Genomic DNA, 13661 nt, shown 5'->3' with positions numbered 1-13661 from the left:
GCGGGCCCTCTCAGAACGGCAGAACCATGTCCAGCACCTGCTGGCCATAGCGTGGTTGCTGCACATCGGTGATCTGGCCGCGCCCGCCATAGGAAATCCGGGCCGAGGCGATCTTGTCATAGGTGATCTGGTTCTGGCGCGACACGTCCTCTGGCCGGACGAAGCCCGTAACCAGCAATTCGCGCAGTTCGAAATTCACCCGCACCTCCTGGCTGCCCTCGATCGACAGGACGCCGTTGGGCAGAACGTCGATGATGGTGGCGGCAACGCGCAGGGTCAGCTTTTCCTTGCGCCGGACAGAGCCGTCGCCAGAGCTTTGCAGTCCGCCGCTGACATCCACCGCATCGGCCATCGACGCCCCGTCGGAAATGCCCGTGTCGATCCGTTGCGGAACGCCGAAAAGCTGCGGCACCTGCATGTCCTGCGTGGCATTGCGCGACCGCGCGGTGGCATTGGAGATCTCGGCCTTCTCGTCGATCTCGATCACCACGGTCAGGATATCGCCGCGCTTCATCGCCCGCCGGTCCCCCAGGAGCGACGCGCGATCCCGGCTCCAGAGCGAGGCGCTGTCGGACGGCTGCACCGTGGCAGGCAGAAACGGCAGCGGCGCATAGATCATCGCATTGTGTTCGCGGGTGTTTTCGGGTTCGGAAAAGGTGGGCGCCTTTCCCAGGTGATCGCTGCGTCCGCAGGCAGATATGAGCAGCGCGCAGGCAAAAAGATACGTCAATCCTGTTCGTTTCATTGCACCAAAACCCGCCCATCTGGTTGTACGACACCCAGGACCTTGCTGCGCGACGCGGTGTTGAGGACCGAAATGGTGTCTCCGACGCTGCCCCTTGCCAGCGACCGACCTTCGGCCAGAATCTCCAGCCCACCCTGGCGGTAGATCAGGCTGACCACGGCATTGCGCGCAACCAGGGCGGGTGGCCGCAGGTCGCCACGACGGATGTCGCGACCGGCATAAAGCACAACGCGCGCCTCTTGCCCGATGACCTCGTCCAGCGTGGAATAGACCCCGGCGGACGCACCGGACGACAGGCGCACATCGGCGTTGGTCAGAACCTCCTCGGGGCGGATGGTGCGGGTGGCAATCACGGTATCGGCCCATGCCACGGCCGGCACCAGCGAAAGCGCGATGAGCGTTGGAACCGCGCGCAACATCAGCGCACCTGCGTCGTCGCCGACAGCATCTGGTCAACCGCGGTGATGACCTTTGCGTTCAGCTCGTATCCGCGCTGCGCCTCGATCAGTTCGGTGATTTCACGGACGGCATCCACCGAACTGTCCTCAAGATACCCCTGCCGCAGCGTCCCCAACCCATCCAGCCCCGGTGAAGACACAAGCGCCGGACCAGACGCTTCGGTTTCGACAAAAAGATTGCTGCCCAGCGCCTCCAACCCCTTGGGGTTGGTGAACCCGGCCAGCGTGAACTGTCCTATCAGCTCCCCTTCCACCCCGTCGCGGAAATAGGCATAGACTTCACCATCGGCATTGATCGAAATGCTGCGGGCGTCGGCGGGGATGGTGATTTCCGGGACCACGGGCATGCCATCGGCGGTCACGATCAGCCCATCGGCATTGCGTTTGAGCGCCCCATCGCGGGTGAAAGCGGACTGCCCCGACGGCAAGGTTATTTCGAGGTAACCCGCCCCTTCGATGGCGACGTCCAGATCGCCATTCGTGGCCGACAGCGCCCCCTGCCCCAGTTCGACGCTTATCGCCGAAGGACGCACACCAAGGCCCAGTTGAATACCGGTCGGAAGCACCGTTCCATCCGCCGCGCTGACCGCGCCGGCACGGGCAAACTGTTGATAATGCAGGTCTGCAAATTCGGCGCGGCGCGGATTGTACCCCGTCGTGCTCATGTTCGACAGGTTGTTGGAAATCACTTCGACCCGCATTTGCTGGGCGCTCATTCCGGTGGCGGCAATGGCAAGGGCGCGCATGGCTTGCTCCTATTTTATAAAGGTGTCGAGCGCGCTGCGGACGCGTTCGTTTTCGGAATCGAGAAAGCTTTGGCCCAGTTCATAGGCACGCTGCACCTCGATCATGCGGGCCATCTGGCCCACGGCATCGACATTCGAGCTTTCGAGGAATCCCTGAAGCACCGTCGGGTCCGGGATCGGGTCGAACCCGGCGTCGGCCCGGAACATCACGCCGTCCTCGCGCTGCAAGTCCTCGGGCGCGACGGGGTGCACCACGCCCACCTGTCCCAGCAGGCGGTCCCCGGCGCTGAGCGTGCCATCGCGCGCCATGGCGAAATCCTGCGCGTCGGGCGGGATGAAGATCGGCGCCCCGCCGGCATCCAGCACGCGATAGCCTTCAGGCGTGACCAGGTCGCCGTTGGCATCGGTGGAAAACGCCCCCGCGCGGGTCAGACGCTGGCCCAGCGGCGTTTCGACAAGGAAATAACCATCGCCCTCGATCGCCATGTCGAACGGCGCGCCGGTGCGTTCAAGCGCCCCTTGTCGGAGCGAGGTGTTGTGGATCCGCGCGGCCGCCATCGACACGCTGTCATCCCGGCCCGATCTAACGACAAATTCTGAAAACAAAAGCCCTTCCTGCCGGTAACCGGTGGTGGCGCTGTTGGCGATATTGTTCGCGATCACGCGCATTTCGCGCATCAGCCCGGATTGCCGGGTCAGGGTGGTGTAGCCTGCGGTTTCCATCTCAGCCTCCGGCAATGATGGGGATCAGCTGGTCCTGGAAAAAGCTGACCAGCGTCTGTGTCATGAAGCTCATCGACATCCAGAACGTGACGACGATGGCGATCAACTTGGGCACGAAGGTCAGCGTCATTTCCTGGATCGAGGTCAGCGCCTGGAACAGACCGACCGCGATCCCCATCACCAACGCGACAGCGAGGATCGGCAGCGCCGTCACGACACTGACCGACAGACCCTGTCGCAGGGTGTCGAAAAACAACGCTTCGCTCATCATGGCGGTCAGACCGGCATCCGCAGGATTTCCTGGTAGGCCTCGACCACCTTGTTGCGCACGGTGACCGCCGCCTCGACGGCGAGTTCCGACTGCGCCAGCGCATGTACCAGCGCATGCGGATCGGCATCACCGATCATCGCCTTTTGCGCTGTTACTTCGGCCTGCCGCAGCGTCTGTTCGAAACTGCTTGCGACATCGGACACCGCGCGACCGATGTCGGGCTGTGCCGGACCTGCGGCGGTTGCGGTTCGGGTCGCCGCGTATTTCTGCGCGGCAAACAAGGATCGGACGTCCATTCTGGTCTCCTTCCGAGTTGGAGTTATCGACGCAGCAAGTCCATCAGCGCGGATGACATCTGCCGGGTCTGGTCAAAAATCTTCAGGTTTGCCTCGTAGCTGCGCTGTGCTTCGCGAGCGTCGGCGATCTCGATCACCAGGTCGACATTGGAGCCCTCGAAGTGGCCCGAAGCATCGGCCAGCGGGTGCGAAGGGTCATATATGCGTTCCAGTTCCGACCGGTCGAGCGTCACATCGCCCAGCATCACCTGACCCCTACCAGCGTCGCGATCCGCGCGTACCGGGGCCAGCTTGCGGTGATATCCCGGCGTATCAAGGTTGGCGACGTTTTCGGAAATAAGCCGCAGGCGTTTGGATTGCATCCGCAGCGCGCTTGTGGACACCCCGAGGGCATTCGTGAATTCTGACATTTTTCGCGCCTTCCCTAGCTTCGGCCAATGCTGCTGCGCAGGATATTGAGGCCAGAGCGATAGATCGCGAGCGCACGATCATGCTGACGCCGCGCTTCGACCGAATGCAGCATCTCTTCCTCCAGCGACACGTTGTTGCCATTGGGATCGGCAGGGCCCCGCCGTGCGCGCGCCTCCACCAACGTTTCGCCGCCGGCTCCGCCCAAGTGACCCGGACGGGTGGCGCGCAAGCCGAACGTTTCACGCGCCCGGCGGCTGACGAGCGTGGCAAAATCCGGCAGATCGCGCGCGACGTAGCCCGGCGTGTCCGCATTCGCCATGTTCTGGGCGATCAGTGCCTGCCGTTGGCCGGCATGCTGCGCCATGGATTGCGCTGTCTTGAACAGCGAGAGTGTTTGGAACATCGGGGCTTCTCCCTCGATTGGCTTCAATCAAGGCTTAACCGTGATTCCTTTAGAAACGGTTTTCGAAACCTGAAGGGAGCGCGCGATGGACAAGACCCTGTTTGCAAGCCTGGGCGCCGGGCTGGGAGAACTGAGCGCGGTGCATGCCGTGGGCCGTGTGGCCGGTATCGAAGGCAACACGGTCTGGGTCACCGGCCTCGTGCGCGCGGCGGCCATTGGTGACCGCGTCCGGCTTTACGCCCGCCATGGCCGGAACAGCGAGGGCGAGGTGATCCGCATCCAGAACGACCGCGTTGCCGTGATGCTGGACACGGGGCTTGAAGGGGTGTCGGTCAGGGATCGGGTCGCCCTTCTGGGGCCCGCGCATCTCCGTCCGTCCAAGGCCTGGATCGGCCGGGTGATCGACCCCTATGGACGTGCACTGGACGACAAGCCGCTGATTGGCGGAAGCGCGCCGGTCGATCTGCGTCAACAGCCGCCTTCGGCGGTCACCCGGCGACGCATGGGGGACCGGTTGCGGTCGGGGTTGAATATCCTCGACACGGTCTTGCCGATCGTGCGCGGCCAGCGGATCGGCCTTTTCGCGGGATCGGGCGTCGGAAAATCGCGGCTGCTGGCGCATCTGGCGCGGCATATGCAAGCCGATGTCGTGGTCGTCGCGCTGGTCGGCGAACGCGGGCGCGAATTGCGCGAATTCGTCGAATCCGCACTTGGCCCGGACGGGATGGCGCGCAGCGTCGTGGTAACCGCGACGTCTGACCGGTCCCCGCTCGAACGACGGCGCTGCCTTTGGTCCGCCATGGCCGTGGCGGAACATTTCCGCGCAACCGGGCAGCATGTTCTGTTGCTGGTCGACTCCGTCACCCGCTTTGCCGAGGCGCACCGGGAAGTCGCGCTTGCCTCGGGCGAAATCCCGGCGCTGCGCGGCTTTCCCCCGTCGGTGGTCCACGAAATAAACGCCCTGTGCGAACGGGCCGGGCCAGGGGCGGGCAGCGACGGGGACATCACTGCCGTTTTCAGCGTGCTGGTCGCAGGTTCGGACATGGAAGAGCCGATTGCGGATATCCTGCGCGGTGTGCTGGACGGGCACGTGGTGCTGGATCGACAGATTGCCGAGCGCGGACGCTATCCCGCGATCAACGTGCTGAAATCGGTGTCGCGCAGCCTGCCCGATGCCGCCAGCCCTTCAGAGAACGCGTTGATCGTGACACTGCGGAGCCTGATCGGCGCCCATGAGGGTGCCGAAGCCATGATCCGTGCGGGGCTGTATCGCAAAGGGTCCGATCCACTGGTTGATCAGGCCTTGAATATCTGGCCAGCCGTGGAGGATTTTCTGAAATCCGGGAATGCGGCCTCACCCGACGGTGCGTTTCAGCGGCTGGCCCTGCTGCTGCGTCGCGCCGGGGCGCAGGTTCCACACACCCCGACCAGAGAAGGTGCCGCCTGAATTTAGGGCAGCAGATCGGGGACTTGAATCTGGCTCATCAAGGTCAGCGCGACCTGTCGCGAGTCCAAGGCCGCGCCGGCATTGACCTGCGATCTCAGCAAGAAGCGCCGCACGATCTGTTCGCTGGTGTCGCCGGTCGCCAGTTCCGCGATCCGATCGGTACCAAAACCGCTTTCGGCCTTGGTCTTGAAGACCTCCAACTGTTTGTCGAGGTCGATCTGGCCGAACTGCTGGGGCAGACCGAATACGGTTTCCCAGACCTTGCGCAGCGGCGGATTGGCCATGACCTTGAACCAGGCGGCATCGTTCGATGCGGTGCTGGCAGCAATTTCGGGCATCAGCCGCTTGAAGCCCAGGGAAAGCCGCAAGTCTGCATCCTGTTCGCCCACCGCCTGCTCGAACGCGACCTGGGTGTATTTGTCGATCGTCCGGGCCACGAAAGCCGCGTTCCGTGTCAGGCCAAGATCAAACCTGTCCTGTCCGAAGCCACGCGCCAGCTCCTTGTATCGACTGTCCTGCAGCCGGTTGGCCAGCGCCGAGGCATCGGTGCTGCCGCCTTCCAGTATCCGGCGAATGAAGAACCGGCTGTCGATATCCTGGCCCAGATCATAGGCACCCAGCGCCACTTTCAGCGCCGTCCGGTCAGCGACCAGAGCCTCGGGCGAGGTGAGACCGGCAATACGTTCCTGGAATCGGTCGGCATCGCGGGCAAGATCGGGGCGCGCCGCGAACAGCCCCCACTGACGTTCCAGGCCAGTCTGCAAGCCGATCCAGGCTGAAAGACCGGTGCCCAGGATCAGCGGCTGAAAGCTCATCTTGCGGCCACCGCCAGCAGGCGTTCCTCACGCGGGAGCAACGCGCGCAAGGATTTCAGGCAAGCATAAAAGTTGTCCTCGATCAGCGCCTGCGATGCGCGGCGCAGCAAATCCCGGCTGTCGGGATCGGTAAAGACCCGGCTCAATTCTTCCATCCTCAGGATGGCGCCCGGCTTGGCCTGATCCGAGGATCGGTCCCCGGTCAGAACCAGTTGCACAGTGTAGCACAGACGACGGACGGGCGTGACCGCGTCATCGGGATGAATCGCGTCTTTCAGGCGCAGGACATTGGCATTGGGCGTCATGATGCAGATGCGCGACCGCCGGTCACCGTTTTCGATCACCGCCCCGTTGATCAGCACGCGCTCTTTTGGGGCCAGTTTCAACACCAGTCCGGTCACGATGTTTCCTCCGGTTGCTTCAGGCCACGCAGGACGGCCAGGTTGACATCGACCAGCGGTTTGACCTTGGCAGAGTTCGACAGAACCTTGCCGGTGTGTACCGAAACGAACTCTGCCAGGTAGAGCAGCCGCGCCCGCAGGTCGTCGGGCAGCATGTTGTCAGGATCCATCAGGTCGGCGGCCAACACCGTCCAAAGGCGCCGGTTTTCATGCAGAGCCGCGACCAATCCGGGATAGTCGGTTTTCTTGATCCGCGCCGCCTGCCCCAGGCGATAGGTGATGCGAGAGATGATTTCGTATTCCAGCGATTTCGCGGATCGCGTGGCCAGCACGTTGTCACGGGTCTGGTAGTATCCATGCGTCGGTTGCGTTTGGGCGGCCAATGTCACAGCGGCATTCCAATCTCAGTCAGGCGGGAAACCGAGGCGGCGAACCGCCCCGGCTGTGTGGATCAACGGAAGAGCGACAGAAGCGACTGCGGCGCCTGGTTGGCAATCGACAGCGCCTGGACACCCAACTGCTGCTGAACCTGCAACGCCTGCAACCGGGCAGAGGCCTCTTCCATGTCCGCATCGACCAGCGTGCCGATGCCCGAGCGCAGCGAATCCGTCAGCGACGTGATGAATTTCGACTGAGTTTCGATCCGGCCCTGCACCGAACCGAAAGAGGCGCTGGAATCGATGGCGGTCTGGATCAGACCCTCGATATTGGTCAGCGCCTCGTCGACCCCGCTTTGGGTCGACACGTCGATGTCCGCCAGCGCTTCCAGCCCACCGGCCACGACGTTCGCCGACGAAACCACGCTTGACACACTGACGGCCAAGGTGTCGGTCGCCGTGGTCACTGTCGATGCGATGGTCAGCGTGTCCCCCGACGCGGTGACGTTCAGCGTGTCCGTGTCCAACCCGTTTGCCGACGCATAGGTGGAATAGGCGTCCGCCAGACCCTTGGCCACGTCATTTGCGGTGTCACCATCGCGCACAATGTAACGAATCTCGCTTGCTGCGGCTTCTGCCTGGGTTGCGGCGGCAGCGGCGGTGGTGCGGTAATCCGCCTGCGTGAAGGTCGAGTCGTCGGCGTCGGTCCCGAACACGTTCAGAACATAGGCCGTACCGGCGGCCAGACCCGAGTTCGTCGTGCCAAGGTCGATCGTGTCGGACAGGGTTGCGTTGTTCAGCGTCACGCTGTCGACACTGGCCGTGAAAGTCCCGCCAGTGCCGTCGATCGAGCCGGCGTCGGTGCTCAGGTCTTTCTTGCGCACACTGATATCCGACGCTGTCACCCCGGTGTCGGACCGATCCAGCGAGGCCAGAACATTGATCGACCCCGTCCCGGCGGTGGTGTCGGTATTGCTGAGCAGGTTTAGCCCGTTGAATTGCGCCGCGCCGACAACCGCCGAGATCTGGTCGCGCAGCGCCGCGATATCGGTCTGGATCTTTTCGCGGTCAACGTTTTCTTCCTGTGCGGCGACGATCTTGCCTTTCACCTGGGTCAACAGGTCGGTCACGGTTTCCGCACCCTGCCGGGCAACCGCAACTGTCGACTGGCCCAGCGCAAGGCTGTCCGAGATGCCCTTGAATCCCTGGACATCGCTTTCCATGACCTTTGAGATCGCCCAGATCGCGGAATTGTCCTTGGCATTGGCCACGGATTTGCCGGTCGAGATCTGCTTTTGTGTATCGGCCAGGTCGTAGTTGATCGACTTCAGGGTTTGCAGCGCCACCATGGCGCCGTTGTTGGTAAGAATACTGGACAAGGTTTTGCTCCTTCGTAGGCCGGGATTTCCGGCGGCTTCATTCACGCGTTGGTGTTGTCCAAGACATTCTGTCCATGCGCCCCTGGATCAGGGAGTTGCGCCATCCGTGGATGCAGGTCGGTGCTAACAGCCGGACCGCAAACAAATCGTGAATCGCATCCGGCGGTTTGCGGCCAAACTGTTTCAAATACGTTTGTTCACAAGGGACTGTTCCAACGATGCAGGTCCGCCATAACCAGTCTCGCCCACAACCGTGCGCCGCCGCCCCTGGATATAGCCCTGCAGCAACCCGGCAAGCACGTCCGACAGGGCACGGCAGTCTTGAAGCGCTGCCTCGATGCGAACGCGTGTTGCGGGGGGGCCATGCGCAAAGTCCGCAGCGTCGACGATGAACGACGGGCGTTCCGGTTGCCCCGCCAGGATCGCGCTGCGCGCGACGCGCATGCGGCGCGACAGATCGGCCAAGCTGTCACGTCCGGGCATCGCCTTGCCCCCACGTGCCAACGATGTGCGACGCAATGCCGTTTTCATCCGCAGCCATCCGCTGCGCCAGTTCCATCGTCAGGAATGACGCAAATTCGGACGGCCCGGTCTGACCCGGCGCCTGCCCAAGTGCCTTTTCAACACCCATCGCCTGCAAAAAGAACTGAGTGAACCCAACGCGCAGCATAAATTGCGCGCGGGCATCGTCGTCGCCCTGAAAACCAACCGTGCCGTTGGGCCGGAAGATCTGTGCCGCTTTGATCGGCTGTACCGTTGTCTCGCTCATCGTTCGTTAACCGCTCCTGCTCTATCCACGGTGGACAACGGATAGAGCGGGGCGGTTATGAATTATTTAAACCTGCAGTTTTCCACACAGTTTCCTTCTGCGATTGCAGGCAGATCGGCCCCCCTGCCGAAAGGAACAGGCGTCGGGGCGTTTGCGGACGAAAAGACTGCGCTGGATTTTCTGCAAAACTATACCGCTGCCGCGCCGGCAGTTCAGGCGCCGGAAGGCGCGCCGATGGTGCAACAGGATGCGCCAGACGGCATCGAAACCGCGACTTCGCAGCCGGACGGGGATGATGCGGCGGTTGTTGACGCATCGGAAAATGCAGACGCCCCGGCATGTCCCGATGAAGCGCTTGTCGACACTGTGGACCCTGCAGCGGTTGACGATTCGCATCTGGAAAGCGCCCAAATCTCATCTGCCACCGGCAAGACGGACATATTCCCTCGCCCCTCAACACCGGACCCGATTGACGCACAAAACGCGGTGCATGCGCCCGCAAACGCAAGTCACCAAGAAAGCCTGGCCCCAGCCGAACCGAAACAACGGCTGTCCAAGCAGACGCTTCACCCGGTCCCCCAGGTGCCGCACAGGGTTGGAAACGGCCGCGAACGAATCCATCCGACGCGGCCGCTCAACGCTGTACCCGGCGGCCTGTCAGGCGGTCTTCCCGGGCCAACGCCGCCGCTCACTGCTTTTAAAACGGGGGCGCCTCACGCACCGACCACAGCCCGTCCAACGGCCCCGGTGGCGGGCCAGCAAGCACCAGACGCCCCGATGCGCGAAAAACCTCAGGCAATGGAGCAGGGAACTACAACAGAGGCAAGACTCGTGAACACGCCGAAAGGCGCTGCACGTTCGAATGTCCCGAATGCGGACCTTTTCAACGGGCCACGGCTTCAAACCCGCACAACCGCCATCAGCCCGATCTCAGCGCAACCGATAGCAACCTCTCCGCCCCCTTTCGGTGATGCGCCATCGGCGTACCAGACCGCGTTTCAAACCGGAACAACCATTCCGTCCGATCACCGCCGAGCCGACGAAACGCCCAGGACTGACGCAACCGAAATTCTGACAGAACCCCGCTCGTCGCGTCATCGTGCCGGGGGTTTTTCCGCACCTGAGAAGTCCGGCCTTGCGCCCATTCCATCGTTGCCGCAACAGGACGCGAAGCATGCACTGACAAAAGATCCGACACCGACCCTCTCTCCGGATCGCAGCCTGGTTCGCGCCTCTCCGGTCACGGGCCCGGACCTTCAGCCGTCGCCGCAACAGCCCGTCTTCGCCCGTGAACCCGACCTGAGTGCCCCGACCGAACACCAAATCGTCGCAGCCCCCCGATTTACCAAGCCCCGGAACGACACGGCGTCGAGGCTGCCGGCCACGAAAACGATACCTGAACCAGGGCCAGTACCGGCCGTACAAACTCTGGCCACGCCCAAGCCTGTTCAATCACCCGGACCCGTTGGGTCCCGGCAGGTTGAAAACGTTCAGAACGCACAGATCGGGCCGGTGGGAACCACGCCCCCATCCAAAGCCCGAACCGACACCCCCGAGGCCCCAGTGGAAACGTCGGAGACCACGAGAACGACCGCTCAGGCCGAAATGCGCTCCGGCTCTCAACCCGTTGCGCAAACCGCGGTGCGAACAGGCTTTGCCACCAATGTCCCGCATGGCGACTTGCGGTATCCGGTGACGCAAGATACGCCGCGACCCGACCGAGGTACCTTTGGTGAAGCGCCGGCTTCGCATGACACGCCTGCACGTCGAGCCGCGCCTTTGGCTGCGACTGGGCCTGCCCACGCGCGCGCGCAGGTTCGGGCCCCGATAAGTCCCCCACCCCAAAGCGACACAAGTCCCAATGACGCACTGGCGTCGAAACACGCGTTCGTGACCGCAACAGTGCCCCCCGGTCCGTCGTCCAGCAGTGTCAGTGCGTCAGACAATTCCGCGCCACCCCCTGCAGGACATACGCCACCCGCCGTACCTGCGCCGCTCGTCACCCCGATCGGTGCGCGCACCCAGGACAGCCCACACCTACGGCCAGAACACGCTGCGCTACTGACAGAACGCCCTGCGCCGAGCAACGCCAATCCGATTGCCGAAGCGCCATCTGCCCCGTTTCAAGGCCAGGACAACCCGTCGCAGAAAGCAAAGGCCCACGAACCTGCCACAGAGCCGCCTGTGGCCCGCATCACCGAAACCGCATTGCCATCGGATACAGCGGCGCCGCGCGCCGCGACATCTGTGGCACCGTCCACCACACTGCCCCCGGTGCACCGCCAACTGGCCGTTGTAATTGCACAGGGCGACGGCGGCGTGACAGTGCGGCTGGCCCCAGAGGAACTTGGGCAGGTGTCGATACGGCTGCACAGCGACGACGGGTCCCTCCGCCTTGTGATCCACGCCGACAGGGCGGACACGGCCGACTTGATCCGCCGCAATGTCGCCCCGCTGGTCGATGAAATGACCCGGCTTGGATATGACCGGGTGGCCGTCGATATCTCTGGCGGGCAGGGCGGACCGGCGCAGGACCGTCGACACCCCATGCCGCAGGTGGCGCCGCAAGACGGGGCCGATCTGTTAGACATGCCCCCCCCGGAAACGCCGCAACGCCGCAACGCGCCGACCAGTGGAATGGACCTGAGACTATGACAAACGCCATCGAAACCACCACCACCGCCACCGCCGCCAATGGGCAGATCCAGAACCCGGCGAAAAAGACCACGACGCTGACGTCTGACTTCGAAACCTTCCTGAAGATGCTGACGGTGCAGATGACCAATCAGGATCCGCTCAACCCCGCTGACGCCAGTGAATTTTCGACCCAGCTCGCAACTTTTTCAGCGTTGGAACAGCAAGTGCTGACCAACCAGTTGTTGCACGACCTGACCAGCAGCCTGACCGCCGCCCCGGTCAGCGAGGCAGCCGCGCTGATCGGGATGCAGGCGCTGTCGGATGCCCCGGCGCGCTTTGCCGGAACGCCGCTCGACTTGCGCGCCGATCCGCCCGTCAGTGCCGATCGCGCGGTTCTGATCGTGCGTGACGCGGATGGCAGCCTGGTGCAGTCCTTCGATTTCGATCCGGATGAAACCGAACTGAGCTGGGCTGGCGTGGATGGCGATGGGCGCAGCCTGCCCTATGGCACCTACCAGTTCGAGGTTGAGAGCTTTGTCGGCGCAGACACGCTCGGTACACGTCCCGCGCTGAACTATGCCACGGTGACAGAGGTGCGCCGTGACGGGGCATCGACCGAACTGGTTCTGGATGGGGGCATCGCAGTCAACGCCAACGCGGTACAGGGCATTCGCTTGCCGCAATAACGCGTCAGGACTGGACCTTCGCGCCGATCTCGCCCAGCTTTGCCGCCAAAGGTGGGGAAAGGGAAAGCGGATGGCCTGTTCTTCGGTTCTGGACGTAATCGGCAATACACCGTCGGTCTGGCTGGATCGCCTGACCGCACAGGCAGGGGTCTCTGGGCGCATCCTTGCCAAGCTGGACTACCTGAACCCCGGATTTTCAAAGAAGGACCGTGCCGCGCTGGGGATCCTGGATGCTGCCAAAGACAGCGGAGATCTGAAGCTGGGACAAACCGTGGTTGAACTGACCTCGGGCAACATGGGCACCGGGCTGGCGATTGTCTGTGCGATCCGTGGGCATCCGTTTGTCGCCGTCATGTCGCGTGGCAATTCCATCGAACGGGCGCGGATGATGTCAGCGCTCGGGGCCGAGGTGGTGCTGGTGCCGCAAGCCGAAGGCTCTGTACCTGGCGAAGTTTCAGGCATCGACCTGGCCTTGGTCGAAGACGAGGCGCAGCGCCTTGTCACGGAACGCGGAGCGTTTCGCGCAGACCAGTTCAACCACCCCGGCAACCGTTTCGCCCATGAAACCGGCACCGGGCCTGAACTGTGGCGCGACAGCGATGGCACGCTGACGGCCTTTGTCGATTTCGTCGGATCGGGGGGCAGCTACGGCGGAACGATCCGGGCGCTGAAAGCCGCCAATCCGAACCTGCGCGGCTATGTTGTCGAACCGGCCGGGGCCGAGGTCCTGTCGGGAAAGCCGGTCGAAACCCCGGCACACCCGATCCAAGGCGGCGGCTATGCCATGGCTGACCTGACACAATTGCACGGGGCCCCGATCGACGGCTATCTGCGGGTCACCGGTGACGCCGCGCGGCACGCGGCGCGGCACCTGGCGCGGACCGAAGGGCTGTTTGCCGGCTTTTCCGCGGGGGCAAACCTTGCCGCCGCGCTGGAGCTTCTGCGCGAGACGGAACAGCACGGCACCATCGGGATCGTGCTGTGTGACAGCGGGCTGAAATACCTGTCCACCGACCTGTGGCCGCAGGGCTAACGCTGTTTCTGCGCCCAAGACACTGCCTGCAAATACCCCTGTATTGTCCGGGCAGCGCCCCGAA

Annotated in this window: 18 protein-coding genes; 4 read left to right on the top strand and 14 right to left on the bottom strand. The window is 63.3% G+C overall.

All coding sequences use genetic code 11. The annotated features are described in order from the left end of the window. Positions 1 to 10: 10 nt before the first annotated feature. The 8 genes from flgH to VK792_RS10065 are packed head-to-tail and all read right to left on the bottom strand — an operon-like array spanning position 11 to position 4053. Positions 11 to 745: a flagellar basal body L-ring protein FlgH gene (gene flgH, locus VK792_RS10100; protein ID WP_326297356.1), complete on the bottom strand. Its 735-nt coding sequence runs from the start codon at positions 743 to 745 to the stop codon at positions 11 to 13. Beyond that, a complete protein-coding gene (gene flgA, locus VK792_RS10095; RefSeq protein WP_326297355.1) occupies positions 742 to 1164 on the bottom strand; it encodes a flagellar basal body P-ring formation chaperone FlgA in 423 nt (140 codons plus the stop codon). The genes flgH and flgA overlap by 4 nt, the downstream gene beginning before the upstream one ends. Next, positions 1164 to 1949: a flagellar basal-body rod protein FlgG gene (flgG, locus tag VK792_RS10090; protein WP_326297354.1), complete on the bottom strand. Its 786-nt coding sequence runs from the start codon at positions 1947 to 1949 to the stop codon at positions 1164 to 1166. The genes flgA and flgG overlap by 1 nt, the downstream gene beginning before the upstream one ends. A gap of 9 nt (positions 1950 to 1958) precedes the next feature. Next, positions 1959 to 2672 carry a flagellar hook-basal body complex protein gene (locus tag VK792_RS10085; protein ID WP_326297353.1) on the bottom strand — a complete coding sequence of 238 codons (714 nt, stop codon included), beginning with the start codon at positions 2670 to 2672 and terminating at the stop codon, positions 1959 to 1961. 1 nt (position 2673) lies between these two features. After that, positions 2674 to 2943, bottom strand: coding sequence for a flagellar biosynthetic protein FliQ (locus VK792_RS10080; protein WP_326297352.1), 270 nt, complete (start codon positions 2941 to 2943; stop codon positions 2674 to 2676). A gap of 5 nt (positions 2944 to 2948) precedes the next feature. After that, a complete protein-coding gene (gene fliE, locus VK792_RS10075; RefSeq protein ID WP_326297351.1) occupies positions 2949 to 3239 on the bottom strand; it encodes a flagellar hook-basal body complex protein FliE in 291 nt (96 codons plus the stop codon). Between the two features lie 23 nt (positions 3240 to 3262). Beyond that, a complete protein-coding gene (gene flgC / locus VK792_RS10070) occupies positions 3263 to 3649 on the bottom strand; it encodes a flagellar basal body rod protein FlgC (protein WP_326297350.1) in 387 nt (128 codons plus the stop codon). A 14-nt stretch (positions 3650 to 3663) separates the two neighbouring features. Further along, a complete protein-coding gene (locus VK792_RS10065) occupies positions 3664 to 4053 on the bottom strand; it encodes a FlgB family protein (RefSeq protein WP_326297349.1) in 390 nt (129 codons plus the stop codon). Between the two features lie 85 nt (positions 4054 to 4138). Between VK792_RS10065 and VK792_RS10060 the strand changes: the two genes are divergently transcribed. Then, positions 4139 to 5500 (top strand): FliI/YscN family ATPase, encoded by a 1362-nt coding sequence (locus VK792_RS10060; RefSeq protein ID WP_326297348.1) that lies wholly within the window; start codon positions 4139 to 4141, stop codon positions 5498 to 5500. Positions 5501 to 5502: 2 nt separating this feature from the next. Here VK792_RS10060 and VK792_RS10055 read toward each other — a convergent pair whose 3' ends face one another. From VK792_RS10055 to VK792_RS10030, 6 genes are all read right to left on the bottom strand, one after another. Then, positions 5503 to 6315: a DUF1217 domain-containing protein gene (locus tag VK792_RS10055; RefSeq protein ID WP_326297347.1), complete on the bottom strand. Its 813-nt coding sequence runs from the start codon at positions 6313 to 6315 to the stop codon at positions 5503 to 5505. Continuing rightward, positions 6312 to 6716, bottom strand: coding sequence for a flagellar biosynthesis repressor FlbT (gene flbT / locus VK792_RS10050; RefSeq protein WP_326297346.1), 405 nt, complete (start codon positions 6714 to 6716; stop codon positions 6312 to 6314). The genes VK792_RS10055 and flbT overlap by 4 nt, the downstream gene beginning before the upstream one ends. Beyond that, positions 6713 to 7099: a flagellar biosynthesis regulator FlaF gene (flaF, locus tag VK792_RS10045; RefSeq protein WP_326297345.1), complete on the bottom strand. Its 387-nt coding sequence runs from the start codon at positions 7097 to 7099 to the stop codon at positions 6713 to 6715. Before flaF ends, flbT begins: the two co-directional genes overlap by 4 nt. A gap of 68 nt (positions 7100 to 7167) precedes the next feature. Then, positions 7168 to 8472 (bottom strand): flagellin, encoded by a 1305-nt coding sequence (locus tag VK792_RS10040; RefSeq protein WP_326297344.1) that lies wholly within the window; start codon positions 8470 to 8472, stop codon positions 7168 to 7170. 183 nt (positions 8473 to 8655) lie between these two features. After that, positions 8656 to 8955 (bottom strand): hypothetical protein, encoded by a 300-nt coding sequence (locus VK792_RS10035; protein WP_326297343.1) that lies wholly within the window; start codon positions 8953 to 8955, stop codon positions 8656 to 8658. Further along, positions 8942 to 9241 carry a hypothetical protein gene (locus VK792_RS10030; RefSeq protein ID WP_326297342.1) on the bottom strand — a complete coding sequence of 100 codons (300 nt, stop codon included), beginning with the start codon at positions 9239 to 9241 and terminating at the stop codon, positions 8942 to 8944. The genes VK792_RS10035 and VK792_RS10030 overlap by 14 nt, the downstream gene beginning before the upstream one ends. Positions 9242 to 11425: 2184 nt before the next feature. Between VK792_RS10030 and VK792_RS10025 the strand changes: the two genes are divergently transcribed. The 3 genes from VK792_RS10025 (at position 11426) to VK792_RS10015 (ending at position 13597) form a co-directional block, all read left to right on the top strand. Next, positions 11426 to 11896, top strand: a complete 471-nt coding sequence (locus tag VK792_RS10025) for a flagellar hook-length control protein FliK (RefSeq protein WP_326297341.1) — start codon at positions 11426 to 11428, stop codon at positions 11894 to 11896. Further along, entirely contained in the window at positions 11893 to 12564 is a 672-nt protein-coding gene (locus tag VK792_RS10020) for a flagellar hook capping FlgD N-terminal domain-containing protein (RefSeq protein ID WP_326297340.1), read from the top strand. Before VK792_RS10025 ends, VK792_RS10020 begins: the two co-directional genes overlap by 4 nt. A gap of 70 nt (positions 12565 to 12634) precedes the next feature. Continuing rightward, complete coding sequence (locus tag VK792_RS10015; protein WP_326297339.1) at positions 12635 to 13597, top strand: PLP-dependent cysteine synthase family protein; 963 nt, start codon at positions 12635 to 12637, stop codon at positions 13595 to 13597. Positions 13598 to 13661: the final 64 nt, after the last annotated feature.

This window comes from Mesobacterium hydrothermale (assembly GCF_035818635.1).
GTDB lineage: Bacteria > Pseudomonadota > Alphaproteobacteria > Rhodobacterales > Rhodobacteraceae > Mesobacterium_A > Mesobacterium_A hydrothermale.
This window is presented reverse-complemented; position numbering and strand designations above follow the sequence as displayed.

Excerpts from the sequence above, each read along its gene's own strand:
- flgC (WP_326297350.1), bottom strand. The coding sequence starts at position 3,649 with ATGTCAGAATTCACGAATGCCCTCGGGGTGTCCACAAGCGCGCTGCGG.
- flgG (WP_326297354.1), bottom strand. The coding sequence starts at position 1,949 with ATGCGCGCCCTTGCCATTGCCGCCACCGGAATGAGCGCCCAGCAAATG.
- VK792_RS10030 (WP_326297342.1), bottom strand. The coding sequence starts at position 9,241 with ATGAGCGAGACAACGGTACAGCCGATCAAAGCGGCACAGATCTTCCGG.
- VK792_RS10080 (WP_326297352.1), bottom strand. The coding sequence starts at position 2,943 with ATGATGAGCGAAGCGTTGTTTTTCGACACCCTGCGACAGGGTCTGTCG.
- VK792_RS10035 (WP_326297343.1), bottom strand. The coding sequence starts at position 8,955 with ATGCCCGGACGTGACAGCTTGGCCGATCTGTCGCGCCGCATGCGCGTC.
- VK792_RS10015 (WP_326297339.1), top strand. The coding sequence starts at position 12,635 with ATGGCCTGTTCTTCGGTTCTGGACGTAATCGGCAATACACCGTCGGTC.
- VK792_RS10055 (WP_326297347.1), bottom strand. The coding sequence starts at position 6,315 with ATGAGCTTTCAGCCGCTGATCCTGGGCACCGGTCTTTCAGCCTGGATC.
- flgA (WP_326297355.1), bottom strand. The coding sequence starts at position 1,164 with ATGTTGCGCGCGGTTCCAACGCTCATCGCGCTTTCGCTGGTGCCGGCC.
- fliE (WP_326297351.1), bottom strand. The coding sequence starts at position 3,239 with ATGGACGTCCGATCCTTGTTTGCCGCGCAGAAATACGCGGCGACCCGA.
- VK792_RS10060 (WP_326297348.1), top strand. The coding sequence starts at position 4,139 with ATGGACAAGACCCTGTTTGCAAGCCTGGGCGCCGGGCTGGGAGAACTG.
- VK792_RS10020 (WP_326297340.1), top strand. The coding sequence starts at position 11,893 with ATGACAAACGCCATCGAAACCACCACCACCGCCACCGCCGCCAATGGG.
- VK792_RS10065 (WP_326297349.1), bottom strand. The coding sequence starts at position 4,053 with ATGTTCCAAACACTCTCGCTGTTCAAGACAGCGCAATCCATGGCGCAG.
- VK792_RS10085 (WP_326297353.1), bottom strand. The coding sequence starts at position 2,672 with ATGGAAACCGCAGGCTACACCACCCTGACCCGGCAATCCGGGCTGATG.
- flgH (WP_326297356.1), bottom strand. The coding sequence starts at position 745 with ATGAAACGAACAGGATTGACGTATCTTTTTGCCTGCGCGCTGCTCATA.